Origin of the sequence: Arthrobacter sp. zg-Y820, assembly GCF_030142155.1 — a bacterium.
Lineage (GTDB): Bacteria > Actinomycetota > Actinomycetes > Actinomycetales > Micrococcaceae > Arthrobacter_B.
Genome location: NZ_CP126247.1, coordinates 2,634,793 through 2,648,960 on the forward strand (window position 1 = coordinate 2,634,793; position 14,168 = coordinate 2,648,960).

Here is a 14,168-nt window from a genome sequence, read left to right on the forward strand (position 1 = left end):
AGATCAATAAATATTTCCTGCTATCGAGAAAACCATGACAACACCGGACCACACCGCAAGGGCATGACCCGGAGCACCAGGTTTATCTGAAATTGCACTTAATAATTTTAAGATGCTCGCGTCCACTATGTAGTTCTCAAACAACAACCCCGTCACACCCCGCCACCACCACGTATTCACCGTGGACGGTCTTGGACCTGCGCAGGAACAATCAGAAACAACACGAAACCGTGTTCCTTCCAACCCTTCAAGAAGGCTTGAAATTCTTCGGTCCTGTTGTCTCAGGACCCAACAGTGTGCCAAACGGAAAAACCCGGTACTTGAAGACCGGCAGCGGTTTCCAACCAATACAACGCCCCACAAGTGGGGCACGCACGGCGTACTAGACTGCCAGGCTCAACGCCGGGCACCTGCTTATTGATATTCCACCCTTGAGCACCCACCGGAGAACGAATGTCTCCGAGATGGGCATCTCCTGCAAAGCCCGCCTCCAACACTGTGGAAGGACACGGAAAACTCTGAGGTGCTCCTTAGAAAGGAGGTGATCCAGCCGCACCTTCCGGTACGGCTACCTTGTTACGACTTAGTCCCAATCGCCGGTCCCACCTTCGACGGCTCCCTCCCACAAGGGGTTAGGCCACCGGCTTCGGGTGTTACCAACTTTCGTGACTTGACGGGCGGTGTGTACAAGGCCCGGGAACGTATTCACCGCAGCGTTGCTGATCTGCGATTACTAGCGACTCCAACTTCATGAGGTCGAGTTGCAGACCTCAATCCGAACTGAGACCGGCTTTTTGGGATTAGCTCCACCTCACAGTATCGCAACCCTTTGTACCGGCCATTGTAGCATGCGTGAAGCCCAAGACATAAGGGGCATGATGATTTGACGTCGTCCCCACCTTCCTCCGAGTTGACCCCGGCAGTCTCCTATGAGTCCCCGCCATAACGCGCTGGCAACATAGAACGAGGGTTGCGCTCGTTGCGGGACTTAACCCAACATCTCACGACACGAGCTGACGACAACCATGCACCACCTGTAAACCGACCACAAGTGGGGAGCGTATTTCTACGCTTTTCCGGTTCATGTCAAGCCTTGGTAAGGTTCTTCGCGTTGCATCGAATTAATCCGCATGCTCCGCCGCTTGTGCGGGCCCCCGTCAATTCCTTTGAGTTTTAGCCTTGCGGCCGTACTCCCCAGGCGGGGCACTTAATGCGTTAGCTACGGCGCGGAAAACGTGGAATGTCCCCCACACCTAGTGCCCAACGTTTACGGCATGGACTACCAGGGTATCTAATCCTGTTCGCTCCCCATGCTTTCGCTCCTCAGCGTCAGTTACAGCCCAGAGACCTGCCTTCGCCATCGGTGTTCCTCCTGATATCTGCGCATTTCACCGCTACACCAGGAATTCCAGTCTCCCCTACTGCACTCTAGTCTGCCCGTACCCACTGCAGACCCGGGGTTGAGCCCCGGGCTTTCACAGCAGACGCGACAAACCGCCTACGAGCTCTTTACGCCCAATAATTCCGGATAACGCTTGCGCCCTACGTATTACCGCGGCTGCTGGCACGTAGTTAGCCGGCGCTTCTTCTGCAGGTACCGTCACTTTCGCTTCTTCCCTGCTGAAAGAGGTTTACAACCCGAAGGCCTTCGTCCCTCACGCGGCGTCGCTGCATCAGGCTTTCGCCCATTGTGCAATATTCCCCACTGCTGCCTCCCGTAGGAGTCTGGGCCGTGTCTCAGTCCCAGTGTGGCCGGTCACCCTCTCAGGCCGGCTACCCGTCGTCGCCTTGGTGGGCCATTACCCCAACCAACTAGCTGATAGGCCGCGAGTCCATCCAAAACCGCATCAAGCTTTCCACGGACCACCATGCGGTGGACCGTCGTATCCGGTATTAGACCCGGTTTCCCAGGCTTATCCCGAAGTTAAGGGCAGGTTACTCACGTGTTACTCACCCGTTCGCCACTAATCATTTTGTGCAAGCACAAAAGTCATCGTTCGACTTGCATGTGTTAAGCACGCCGCCAGCGTTCATCCTGAGCCAGGATCAAACTCTCCGTAAATGTGTTACAGACACAGCACCGGAGCCAAGGAAAATTGGCTGCACGGTCCTGCACTAAATTCGAAACCAGCTAAAAAAGTCCTCCCAACCCACGGGGTGGGCGGAAGAACCAGTTCAACCAATTAAAATAATTGGTATCAATAAACTTGGCACACTATTGAGTTCTCAAACAACAGATGCATCCGAAATACTCGGAAAAACAATTGAATGTCTTTCTTTTCTCTTCGCTGCAGTGTTTCTTTATTCTATTTCATCCGGACAGTTTTAGCAATTCCGCGTTATCCGCGGAACCTGGCCGAAACAACCGGGTGAACCCGCCACGAAGCTTCCGGATCTTGTCCGTTGCGTTGTGATGGGTTGTGGCTGCCGAGTCCGGGAGTCTCACTTGCAGAACATGTCTGTCAGGCGCTCACCGGGGCAACTCACTAAACTTTACACACCCTCGGCGGTCGGCGCAAACCGCTGGAGTGTGACCTCCTGCATGCTGCCCAAACCGGCACCCGAGTGCGGGTTCCGCTGCACCGGTACTGCAGGTGAAGCGGACTAAATCCAGTGTGCGACGCTTCAGCCCTTGCCCGCAAGTTCGATCGCGGTGGTTGTACTCACAGCTGTTCGCGCAGGTACTGCAGCTGCGCCGCCACCGACAGTTCAGCGGCACCTCGAACGTTGGCCGGAATGTCGGTGTAGACCAGATCAGCGATGCGGGAAACCCCGGCATCAGGCCCGGCCTCCGCCAGGGCGGCGCGGATCTGCTCCAGCCGCTCCTCGCGGTGGTCGCGGTAGGTCAGCACCACGGAGCTGAGATCCGGCAAAACGGGTCCGTGCCCCGGCAGCACTGTTGCATGACCGAGTGCTGCCAGCCGCTCCAGGCTCGCCAGGTAATCCCCCAGCGTGCCGTCCGGAAAATCCAGCACTGTCGTGCCGCGTCCCAGGATGGTGTCTCCGGTCAGCACGGAGCCGCCCGGTCCGTCGGCGGGCAGATGGAACGAGACGGAATCGGAAGTGTGCCCGGGAGTTGCCACCACGCGGATGTCCACTCCCCCGGCCTGCAGTTCCTCACCGTCGGCCAGGGGCGGACCGTTTACGCAAAAAGCCGGATCCAGGGCACGGACGGGTGCCCCGGTCATTTCGGCAAAGCGCCGGCTGGCCTCCGTGTGATCGGCGTGCCGGTGTGTGATCAGGACCAGCTCCACAGAGCCGGCCGAGACCAGCAGCTGCAGGTGACCCTCGTCCAGCGGCCCGGGGTCCACCACCGCCACGCGTTCTGCACCGTTTGCTGCAACAACATAGCTGTTGGTTCCCTCCAGGCTCATGGGACCGGGGTTCGGCGCCAGGGCAAAGCGGGTCAGCGGGCTGCTGCGGGTGAGGACGGTGGTGGACATCGGGTTCCTTTATTAAGCCGGCGTCAGGCCAGGCGCGTCAGCCAGCCGTGGGTGTCTTCCACGGTGCCGGTCTGAACACCCAGAAGCTGTTCGCGGATGGACATGGTGACGGGACCGGCGACGGCGTCGGGTGAGCCGATGGTTTCGGTTTCGGTCTTCAGCTCACCCACCGGGGTGATGACCGCGGCGGTGCCACAGGCAAAGACCTCGGTGATGTCGCCGGAGGCCACGCCGTCGCGCCATTCGTCCAGGGTGATCTTGCGTTCCTGGACGTTCAAGCCGCGGTCCCGGCCCAGCTGCAGGACGGAGGAACGGGTGATGCCGTGCAGGATGGTGCCGGACAGGGCCGGTGTCACCAGCGAACCGTCCTTGAACACGAAGAACACGTTCATTCCGCCGAGTTCTTCCACCGCATTGTCGTTGAACTCATCCAGGAACAGCACCTGCTTGCAGCCGTGTGCTTCGCCTTCCATCTGGGCGATCAGCGAGGCCGCGTAGTTGCCGCCGCACTTGGCTTCGCCGGTGCCGCCGCGGCCGGCGCGGGCGTACTTGGTGGAGAGCCAGATGGAGACGGGCTTCAGTTCGCCGCCGAAGTAGTTGCCGGCCGGCGAAGCAATAACCCGGTAGGAAACCTCACGTGCCGGACGAACACCTAGGAACGCCTCGGTGGCGATCATGAACGGCCGCAGGTACAGAGCAGCGCCGTCGCCCTCCGGGATCCAGCCGGAATCCACGGACACCAGCCGGCGCAGGGATTCCAGGAACAGCTCCTCGGGCAGCTCCGGCAGTGCCAGACGCCGGGCGGAGAGGTTCATCCGGGCCGCGTTCGCTTCGGGGCGGAACGTCCAGACGGAGCCGTCGGCGTGGCGGTACGCCTTCAATCCCTCGAAGACCTCCTGGCCGTAGTGCAGCACTGCAGCGGCCGGGTCCATGGCAATCGGACCGTACGGTTCAATCCGGGCGTTCTGCCAGACACCGGCACCGGAGTCGTCGACCTTGAAGTCAATGACTGCGGTGTGGTCCGTGAAGTAGTCTCCGAATCCGGGATTGGCCAGAATGGCCGCACGCTCCTCGGCCGGCTTCGGGTGGGCAGAGAGCTCCTGGCTGAATTCCAGAGCACTGACAGACATTTTTTCCTCCACGGTGGGCGGCGCGGCCGCCCGACGAAAATGGGTACTGGTACCTTCCGAGCTTAGGACACGGCTGCGCTTATCGCATTGCCGATGGTCGCCGTCGTCCGCGGTTCCCCGGTGCGGCCGGCGACGTCGTCCTCCACCGCTTCCTCCACGCGGGCGGCCTCTTTTTCCAGCCCCAGGTGGCGCAGCAGCAGGGCGGCGGAGAGGATGGCGGCGGTGGGGTCGGCCTTTTGCTGGCCGGCGATGTCAGGGGCGGAGCCGTGCACCGGCTCGAACATGGACGGGAAGGTACCGTCCATATTGAGGTTGCCGGACGCCGCCAGGCCGATGCCGCCGGTCACCGCCGCGGCGAGGTCGGTGATGATGTCGCCGAACAGGTTGTCGGTGACGATGACGTCAAACCGGGCGGGGTCCGTGACCATGAAGATGGTGGCCGCATCCACGTGCAGGTAGTCGTGGCTCACCTCGGGGAATTCGGCGGCGACGCGTTCCACCGTCCGTTTCCAGAGCCGGCCGGCATAGACCAGCACGTTGTGCTTATGGACCAGCGTGAGCTTTTTGCGCGGACGGTCATTCGCGCGGCGGAAGGCGTCGCGGACCACGCGCTCCACGCCGTAGGCAGTGTTCAGGGAGACCTCGGTGGCCACCTCGTGCGCGGTGTCTTCGCGGAGCACGCCGCCGTTGCCGGTGTACGGCCCCTCGGTGCCTTCCCGGACCACCACGAAATCAACGGTTCCGGGATTGGCCAGCGGACTGGCCACGCCGGGATAGAGCCGGGACGGACGGAGGTTGACGTAGTGGTCGAGGCTGAAGCGCAGCTTCAGCAGCATCTCGCGTTCAATCAGCCCTGACGGAATGCTCGTATCCCCCGGGGCAGCGCCCACGGCGCCGAACAGGATGGCGTCGTGCTGCTTGAGCGCCTCCAGGGTTTCCTCCGGAAGGGTTTCCCCGGTCGCTAGCCAGTGCTCGGCACCCAGCGGATATTCGGTCAGCTCGAAGCGGACGGGACCGCCGCCGGTGACGGCCAGCAGGACCTTGACGGCCTCGGCGGTGACTTCGGGGCCAATGCCGTCGCCGGAAATGACGGCCAGGGAAACTGTGGTGGGCTGTTCGCTCATATCGACAGTCTAGGAACGCTGTCCATATCCCGGGCAAACCGTCCCACATGCTGGACAGGTGGCAGGATTCCCCGCGCAACACTCCACCCCGCCGTCGTCCGTCGTTCGCCGTTCGCCGTCGTCCACCGAGACGGCAGAAAGTGCGCTTCCCGGGGCTGGGACGTGCACTTTCTGCCGGTTCGCGGAAAGACAGATCACCCTGTGGGATGAGGCGCGGGTAAATGAACTGGCCCTAGAGTTGGTTTCCATGCTCGTGCACCGTCGAATCCATGCCTGGACGCAGGCGAATCCGTTCAAGGTCAACCTCTTTCAGGCGCTGGCCGCCACGGCTCTATTTGCCTTCCCCTTCCTGCTGAGCGGCCGCACTTACCTGGTGGAGTTCGTCCTCTCAGTTGCCATCTGCCTTCCCCTGGCGTGGCGGCGGACCCGCCCGGTGACCGCCGCGGGCATCCAGGCCGCGGCCTGCCTGCTGCAGCTGGTCCTGGTTCCGGTCACCGGGCTGCCGGCTGACATCTTTGTGCTCGCCACCGTGCACTCCCTGGCCGCCTTCGCCCCGCGCTGGGTGAGCCTGGCCGGGCTGGCCCTGGCCCTTGTTGGCGGTGCACTCTTTATGTTCCGGTATTTCTCGTTCCCCTATCTCAGCGGCCCGCACGCTCTGATTGTCTCCTTTGTCGGTCTCGTCGCGGTCGAAGCGGTGGTCGTGGTCGCCTGGACCTTCGGCGACCTGACCCGCACCCGCAGGCTCGCCATGGACGCGCTGCGGGACCACGCCCGCCGGCTGGAAGTGGAACGCCAGCAGGAACGTGACCTGGCCGCCGCCGATGAGCGCACCCACATCGCCCGGGAAATGCACGACATCGTGGCACACTCCCTCTCGGTCATCATCACCCAGGCCGACGGCGCCCGGTATGCGAGCGCCTCCGATCCGGACATTGCACCCCGGACCCTGGCCACCATCGCTGAAACCGGGCGCGGCTCGCTGCGCGAAATGCGCCGCCTGCTCGGGGTCCTGCGCGGCGACGAGCTCGCTTCCACCCGCCCGCTGCCGTCGCTGGCCGACATCCCCGAGCTGGTGGACGCCGTGAAGCGCGCCGGAGTGCAGGTGGCCGTGACCGAGACCGGCACGATGCGCCGGCAGCTTCCCCCCGGCGCCGAGCTGACTGCCTACCGGGTCATCCAGGAATCGCTGACCAATGTCCTTAAGCACGCGGGCCCAACGGTGCAGGCCGGCGTCGATCTGCAGTGGACGCCCCGAGGACTCGAGATCGCGGTGCACGACGACGGCCGCGGCGCAGGTGCGGAAGGCCCGACTCCTCCTCCCCCGGCTGCTCCGCCCTTTGCCGGTTCCGGACCTGTGCCCGGTTCCGGACCTGTGCCCGGTTCCGGACCGGTCCCCACCTCGGGGTCCGGCCAGGGCATCAACGGCATGGCGGAGCGGGTGGCCCTCTACGATGGAAGACTGGTTGCCGCTCCTGCGGCCGGCGGAGGATTCCGCGTTACCGCATTCATTCCCTACACGGAGGCCTGAGCATGACCGGCACCCTGCCGCCCCTGTCCGAAGCTGCCGCCCCCGCTCCCGCCCCCATCCGGGTGGCGCTGGTTGATGACCAGCAGCTGGTGCGCGGCGGCTTCAAGATGCTGATCAATTCCCAGCCGGATCTCACGGTGGTGGCCGAGGCCGGCAACGGACGCGAAGCGCTGCAGGCCCTCTCGGCGGTCCGCGCCGACGTCGTCCTCATGGACGTGCGCATGCCCGGCATGGACGGGATCGAGGCGACCGCCCGGCTCCTGGAACGTGCCGCGGCACAGCCCAAGGGATCCACCGACCCGGACCTGAAGGTGGTGGTGCTGACCACCTTCGACCTGGACGAATATGCCCTCTCCGCCATCCGGGCCGGAGCCAGCGGCTTCCTGCTGAAAGACGCACCGCCGGAGGAGCTGTTGGAGGCCATCCGCACCGTGTACCGCGGCGACGCGGTGATTGCGCCGTCTACCACCCGCCGGCTGCTGGACCATGTGGCGCCGCTGCTCCGTTCACCCACCGCCGAAGTCAGCCGGCATGCCGCCGACGTCGAACGCCTCACTCCCCGCGAGCGCGAGGTGTTCGGGCTGATTGCCCAGGGGCTGTCCAATCCGGAAATCGCCGCCCGCCTGTTCCTGTCCGATGCCACGGTCAAAACGCATGTCAGCCACATCCTGGCCAAGCTCGGAGCCCGGGACCGGGTGCAGGCTGTTGTGATCGCCTACGAGACCGGTATCGTCGCTCCGTAGCCCGGGGACTCCCCAACCGCTGAGGTGCCCCGGTTCCGGAGGTGTCCGATGCCCAGCGAAACCGACGTCCGCTCCCTCTGCCTGGCGCTGCCCGGCGTCACCGAACGGCTGAGCTGGCAGCAGCCCGCCTGGTTTGCCCGCACCCTGATGGCCCGGATCTGGGAGGAGGGTGTGCTGACCGTCAAAACGGAGGAACGGGAAGCGCTCGCGGGCACCGACCCGGACATCTTCTACTGGACTCCCCATCACAACCGGTCCCCGATGCTGGTGCTGGTGCGGCTGGACCGCGTGAACCGGGCCGAACTGGAGGAGCTGCTCCTGGAGTCCTACCGGCTGGCCGGTCCCCTTCCCCCCACGGTATGAGAAGCATGTTCCCGGATCCCCTACCCTCCTCCGATGTGCGCAGGGGCCGCGGGAAATAGCTTTGGGGGTATGACAACCCTTACCGAGACATCTTCCGTGCCCGGCGGCACCACGGCCGCCGCAGCCGCCCGCTCCCTGAACAAGACCTACGGCTCCGGGGACACCGCCGTCCATGCCCTGTCCAACGTGGACGTCACCTTCGACGCCGGCACCTTCACCGCGATCATGGGTCCCTCCGGATCCGGCAAATCCACCCTCATGCACTGCCTGGCAGGTCTCGACACCGCCGATTCGGGCCGGATCTGGATCGGGGACACGGAGATCACCGCCCTGAAGGACGCCGAGCTTACCCGCCTGCGCCGCGACAACGTCGGCTTCGTCTTCCAGTCCTTCAACCTGGTGCCCACCCTCACGGCGGAACAGAACATTACGCTGCCCGTGGCCCTGGCCAACGGCAAAGTGGACTCCGGGTGGCTGAGGTACATTACCGAGACGCTTGGCCTCACCGGCCGGCTGACGCACCGCCCCCACGAGCTCTCCGGCGGCCAGCAGCAGCGCGTCGCCGTCGCCCGCGCCCTGCTGACCCGCCCGCACGTGGTCTTCGGGGACGAGCCCACCGGCAACCTGGATTCGAAGTCCGGCGCCGAGGTGCTCTCCCTGCTGCGGCGCTCCACCCGGGAAATGGGCCAGAGCATCATCATGGTGACCCATGATCCGGTGGCCGCGTCCTACGCCGACCGGGTGGTCCTGATGAACGACGGCGAACTGGTGGGCGAACTGGCCAGCCCGACGCCGGAAACCGTGCTCGCCGCCCTGACCAAACTGGGGGCCTGAGCATGCTGCAGGTAGCCCTGGCGCAGGTGCGCCTGAACGCCCGCCGCTTCATCGCCGTCTCCCTGGCCGTGATGATCGCCGTCGGGTTCCTGACCGCCACCCTGGTCATCAATTCCTCCTCCAAGGCCTCCCTGGAGCAGAGCGTGGGCGAGGGATTCCGCAACGCCGACCTGATCCTCGCCAGCGAAGTGCCGTCCTATCTGCCCGAGGGCGTGATCCTCACCGAAGACGCTGTTGAGGCGGTGCGCAGCGTTCCCGGCGTGGACGCCGTCTATCCGGTGCAGTCGGCCTACGTTAATTTCGCCGGCGGAACGAAGACGGTCTTCGCCCAGCTGTTGAACACCCCGTCGTCGGCGGAACTGCTGCCCGTGGACGTAGTGCTGGGAACCCTTCCCTCGAGCGACAGCCAGGTGGCCGTGGACCAGGACACCGCCACCCGCTACAACCTGTCCATCGGTTCCACCGTCCCGGTTTCATCAAGCACCGGAGACCCCTCCGATACGCGGGCCGCGGACCTGACCGTCAGCGCCGTCGTATCGACCTCGAACAATCCCTCGATGATGGGTACGCCTCAGCTCTACTCCTCCGAAGCAACCGCATCTCTGTTCGCGGAGGCGGAACAGGGGTTCTCCACCATTCAGCTGGCCCTGGCTGACGATGCCGGGGCGGCCGGGGTCCGGACGCAGCTGGAGCAGAACCTCACGGACGCCGGTCTGGACGGCATCGCCGTCCGCACCTCGGCGGAACAGACCGAGGAAGCCGTTGCGCAGTTCACCGGCGGCGAAGACGCCCTGACCATTGTCCTCCTGGCCTTCGCAGCCGTGGCCCTGCTGGTCTGCGCCCTCGTGGTTTCCAACACCTTCTCGGTGCTGGTGGCCCAGCGGACACGTGAACTGGCGCTGCTGCGCTGCATCGGCGCCAGCCGAAAGCAGATCCGCCGCTCCGTCATCACGGAAGCGGCGCTGGTTGGCATCGTGTCCTCGATACTCGGCGTGGCGGCCGCCGTCGGCCTCGTGGCTGTCATCGTGACCTTCCTGAAAACGGACACCGCGAGCAGCTTTGCCACTTTGGCGGTCAGCCCGCTCGCGGTCGTCACCGGCCTCGGCGTCGGCATTCTCCTGACACTGCTTTCCGCACTGGTGCCGGCCCGCGCGGCAACAGCCGTTGCGCCCCTGGCGGCTCTCCGCCCGGCCGAGGACGTCCGTGCCGGCACCCGGAGCGGACGGATCCGGCTGGTCATCGGACTGGTCCTGCTGGCCGCCGGCGCAGCGCTGCTCGGCTACGGTGCTTCCGTCAATGACCTGATGCTGGCTGTTCCGGGCGGAATGCTGAGTTTTGTCGGCATCCTGATGTGCGCCACGCTGTTTGTGCCGCCGCTGGTCCGCGCCGTCGGCACCCTGGCCGCTCCCCTGGGCGTGCCGGGCAAGCTCGCGGCGGTTAATGCCGTCCGCAACCCCCAGCGCACGGCGGCCACGTCCTCGGCCCTGCTGATCGGCGTGACCCTGGTGGCGATGATGATGACCGGTGCCGCCACGGCCCGGACCTCGCTGGACAGCGTCCTCGCCGCCGAGTTCCCCGTGGACGTCAGCGTCCGCGGCGGCGCCCTGGGCGATTCGCCGCTGACCGCCGCCGACGCGGAAGCGGCCCGGGGCGTCGACGGCGTAGCCGAAGCGGTGCTGCTGCCCGTGGTGGGAACCACGCAGATGTACGGACAGCCTGAAGGCGTTTATGCCCTGGAGCCGGCCGACGCCGCCGCAGTCCTTCAGGACCAAACCCTGAAACTCACCCCCGGCACGATCCTCATGCCGCAGAGCACCACCGCCAAGACCGTTACGGTGCAGGGTGCCGAATCCGCCGTCGAACTCGACGTCGTGGTGGCCGGCAGCAGCCAGCTGCGGCCGCTGATCAGCGCCGACACCGCGCAGGCCCTCGGCGGAGTTCCGGAAACCGGCGACGCCTACCTCCAGCCCCAGGTGTGGATCTCGGTGGCGGAAGGCCTCAGCAACGGAGAGCTCAAGGACCTGCAGACCGAGCTTGCCGAAACCATGGGGGTGGACGACTACATGGTTTCGGGCGCCGTCATGGAACGCGCGGCCTTCGAACAGGTCATCGATGTCCTGCTAATGGTGGTGACCGGCCTGCTTGCGGTGGCCGTGGTGATCGCCCTGGTGGGGGTGGCCAACACGCTGTCCCTCTCGGTCCTCGAACGCACCCGCGAGTCCTCGCTGCTGCGCGCGCTGGGCCTGACCCGGGGCCAGCTGCGCGGCATGCTCGCCCTGGAAGCGCTCTTGATCGCCGGCGTCGCGGCACTGTTCGGCTGCGTGCTCGGTGCGGTGTACGGCTGGCTCGGGGCAAGGTCAGCCCTAGGTTCCTTCGCTGATGTGGCGCTGGCTGTCCCGTGGCTGCAGCTCCTGGCCGTCCTGGCCGTGGCGATCCTGGCCGGCCTGCTGGCGTCGGTGCTGCCCGCCCGCCGTGCGGCACGCCTCTCCCCCGTGGCCGGGCTGGCAGCGGACTGACCGTTGCCGCGGCAGGTTTCCGGGGCGGGTCTCTGCGGCGGGTTCCCGGCCGTTCCGCGGCCCGGGAACTCGCGGCCGGTGCCGGGATCTGACAGGATAATCAGCAGACTGATCAGCACTAATTGAAGGAGCACGCCATGTCTGATTCCGGCGCCGGGTGGAAACCCGAGCACGCGTCACTGTCCGCCTACCTGGATGATCATCTGCTGGGGGCGGAAACGGGGGTGCGGCTTTTTGGTGCTGCCCGCCGGACCTGGGCCGGCTCCAAGTACGAGCAGACTTTCGCCGACCTGGAGCAAGAGATTGCCGGGGAACGCGATGAGCTGGAACAGCTGATCCTTACCCTGGGCTACCGCCGGAGCAAGTTCAAGAAGGCGCTCGCCATGGCCGGGGCCGCCGCGGGACGGCTGGGGCCGCTCAATCCGCTGAGCACCGGCGGCGGAACGTCGGGACAGTTCGAGCTGGAAACGCTGCAGGCCATTGTGAGGGCCAAGGAGTGCCTGTGGCGGACGCTGCTGGCGCTGGCCCCGCACGACCACCGGTTCAATGTGTCCCGGCTGAAGGACATGCTGGAAATGGCCCGCCGGCAGCAGGACGCCGTCGCCCGGGTGATGCAGGAAACGGCTCCGGCGCGTTTCCTGACCGGGCCGCTCCGTTCCGGTTCCTAGGACACCCCCTCCCCGCACTCACACAGCCCCGCGAAATGGCAGAAAGTGCCCTTCTGAGCGTTCAGAAGGGCACTTTCTGCTATTTCGCGGGCTGGGCAGCGTTGCTACTCGGCGGGCTCCTCATACCTCGGGAAGACCGGTGCGGGCGCCGGCAGCGGAGTGCCCGGCACCAGCGGCGCGGCGATCGCGCTGAACTGGCGGGCATCGCCGTCGTCCTGGCCCAGCACCGTCAGAAGCTTGGCCGCGCTGTCCGGCATGACCGGCTGAACGAGGATGGCCACGATGCGCAGCACCTCGAGCGTTACGTACAGCACCGTGTTCATGCGCTCGACGTCGGTCTTCCGCAGCACCCAGGGCGCCTGCTCGGCGAAGTAGGCGTTGGTGTCGCCGAGGACCTTCCAGGTGGCCTCTAGTGCGCCGTGGAAGTCCTGGACGTCGTAGGCCTGCCGGGAAATGTCCAGCAGCTCGCCGGCGGCGGCCAGGATGGCCTTGTCCTCGGCGGTGAACTCGCCGGGCTGCGGCACCGCGGCGCCGCAGTTCTTGGCCACCATGGACAGGGACCGCTGGGCCAGGTTGCCCAGGTTGTTGGCCAGGTCGGAGTTCATCCGGCCCACCACTGCCTCGTGGCTGTAGGAGCCGTCGCCGCCGAAGGGCACCTCGCGCAGCAGGAAGAACCGGACCGAGTCCAGGCCGTACTGGTCCGCCCACTCCTTGGGCGCCACCACGTTGCCCAGCGACTTGGACATCTTGACGCCCTTGTTGTGCAGGAAGCCGTGGATCATCACGCGCTTGGGCAGCTCCAGGTCCGCGGACATCAGGAACGCCGGCCAGAAGATGGCGTGGAACCGGGAAATGTCCTTGCCGATGACGTGCACATCCGCCGGCCAGTACTTCTTGAAGGACTCGGACTCCACATCGGGGAAGCCGACGCCGGTGAGGTAGTTGGTCAGCGCGTCCACCCACACGTACATCACGTGCTCGGGGTTGCCCGGAACCGGGACACCCCAGTCGAAGGTGGTGCGGGAAATGGACAGGTCTTCCAGGCCGCCCTTGACGAAGCTGATGACCTCGTTGAACTTGGACTGCGGCGCGGCGAAGCCCGGCCGGGCTTCGTACAGGGCCAGCAGCTTGTCCTGGTAGGCGGAAAGGCGGAAGAAGTAGCTTTCCTCTTCGGTCCAAGTCAGCTCGGTGTCCGTCTCCTTGGAGTAGCGGATGCCGTCCTCGCGCAGCTCGGTTTCGTCCTCGGAGTAGTAGGCCTCATCCCGGACCGAATACCAGCCGGCGTACTTGGAGAGGTAAATGTCGCCCTTCTCCTCCATCCGCTTCCAGATGGCCTGCGCCGCGGCGTAGTGGTCCTTGTCGGTGGTGCGGATGAACCGGTCGTGCGAGATGTTCAGGTCCCGGCTCATCTGCGCGAAGGCAGCCGAGTTCCGGTCCGCCAGTTCCTTGGCGGTGATGCCTTCCTTGTCCGCTGACTGCTGCATCTTCAGGCCATGCTCGTCGGTGCCGGTCATGAAGAAGACGTCGTACCCGTCCAGGCGCTTGAAGCGGGCCATGGCGTCGGTGGCAATGGCCTCGTACGCGTGGCCGATATGGGGCACTCCGTTGGGATAGGAGATGGCCGTGGTGATGTAGAACGGGGTCTGGGAATCGGAAGAAGTCACATAAGAAAATTACCCTGTTTCCCCCGCCGTTGTCGCTTCGGCCTGTTCCCGTGCCGCCAGGAGGCCAGGCAGGGATGGATATTTTGATGTCCCGTTATCTGCACGGTAGATCGGACCGACGGTACTGATGCCCCGTTATCCGCACGACGGATCGG

The 14,168-nt window shown here is 65.0% G+C and carries 10 protein-coding genes and 1 rRNA gene; 6 read left to right on the plus strand and 5 right to left on the minus strand.

Going from position 1 to position 14,168, the window contains the following annotated elements; translation table 11 throughout:
• Nucleotides 1-534 precede the first annotated feature (534 nt).
• From QNO08_RS11930 to QNO08_RS11945, 4 genes are all read right to left on the minus strand, one after another.
• Nucleotides 535-2,062, minus strand: a 16S ribosomal RNA gene (locus QNO08_RS11930).
• Nucleotides 2,063-2,663: 601 nt separating this feature from the next.
• Nucleotides 2,664-3,443 (minus strand): MBL fold metallo-hydrolase, encoded by a 780-nt coding sequence (locus QNO08_RS11935; protein WP_229965291.1) that lies wholly within the window; start codon nt 3,441-3,443, stop codon nt 2,664-2,666.
• A 23-nt stretch (nt 3,444-3,466) separates the two neighbouring features.
• A complete protein-coding gene (locus tag QNO08_RS11940; RefSeq protein WP_229965290.1) occupies nt 3,467-4,573 on the minus strand; it encodes a branched-chain amino acid aminotransferase in 1,107 nt (368 codons plus the stop codon).
• A 62-nt stretch (nt 4,574-4,635) separates the two neighbouring features.
• On the minus strand, nt 4,636-5,697 hold the full coding sequence (locus tag QNO08_RS11945; protein WP_229965289.1) for a 3-isopropylmalate dehydrogenase: 1,062 nt from the start codon (nt 5,695-5,697) through the stop codon (nt 4,636-4,638).
• Nucleotides 5,698-5,944: 247 nt separating this feature from the next.
• Between QNO08_RS11945 and QNO08_RS11950 the strand changes: the two genes are divergently transcribed.
• The 6 genes from QNO08_RS11950 to QNO08_RS11975 all read left to right on the plus strand — a co-directional run bounded on the left by QNO08_RS11950 (nt 5,945) and on the right by QNO08_RS11975 (nt 12,349).
• Entirely contained in the window at nt 5,945-7,225 is a 1,281-nt protein-coding gene (locus QNO08_RS11950) for a sensor histidine kinase (protein WP_229965288.1), read from the plus strand.
• A 2-nt stretch (nt 7,226-7,227) separates the two neighbouring features.
• Nucleotides 7,228-7,968 carry a response regulator gene (locus QNO08_RS11955; protein WP_229965287.1) on the plus strand — a complete coding sequence of 247 codons (741 nt, stop codon included), beginning with the start codon at nt 7,228-7,230 and terminating at the stop codon, nt 7,966-7,968.
• 48 nt (nt 7,969-8,016) lie between these two features.
• Complete coding sequence (locus QNO08_RS11960; RefSeq protein WP_229965286.1) at nt 8,017-8,331, plus strand: MmcQ/YjbR family DNA-binding protein; 315 nt, start codon at nt 8,017-8,019, stop codon at nt 8,329-8,331.
• A gap of 69 nt (nt 8,332-8,400) precedes the next feature.
• Nucleotides 8,401-9,165 (plus strand): ABC transporter ATP-binding protein, encoded by a 765-nt coding sequence (locus QNO08_RS11965; RefSeq protein ID WP_229965285.1) that lies wholly within the window; start codon nt 8,401-8,403, stop codon nt 9,163-9,165.
• A 2-nt stretch (nt 9,166-9,167) separates the two neighbouring features.
• A complete protein-coding gene (locus QNO08_RS11970) occupies nt 9,168-11,681 on the plus strand; it encodes an ABC transporter permease (protein ID WP_229965284.1) in 2,514 nt (837 codons plus the stop codon).
• Between the two features lie 137 nt (nt 11,682-11,818).
• The gene (locus QNO08_RS11975) at nt 11,819-12,349 is read left to right on the plus strand and encodes a hypothetical protein (RefSeq protein ID WP_229965283.1); all 531 of its coding nucleotides are present in this window, start codon (nt 11,819-11,821) and stop codon (nt 12,347-12,349) included.
• Between the two features lie 104 nt (nt 12,350-12,453).
• Here the strand turns inward: QNO08_RS11975 and metG are convergent, their stop codons facing one another.
• Nucleotides 12,454-14,013: a methionine--tRNA ligase gene (gene metG, locus QNO08_RS11980; protein ID WP_229965282.1), complete on the minus strand. Its 1,560-nt coding sequence runs from the start codon at nt 14,011-14,013 to the stop codon at nt 12,454-12,456.
• Between the last annotated feature and the right edge of the window lie 155 nt (nt 14,014-14,168).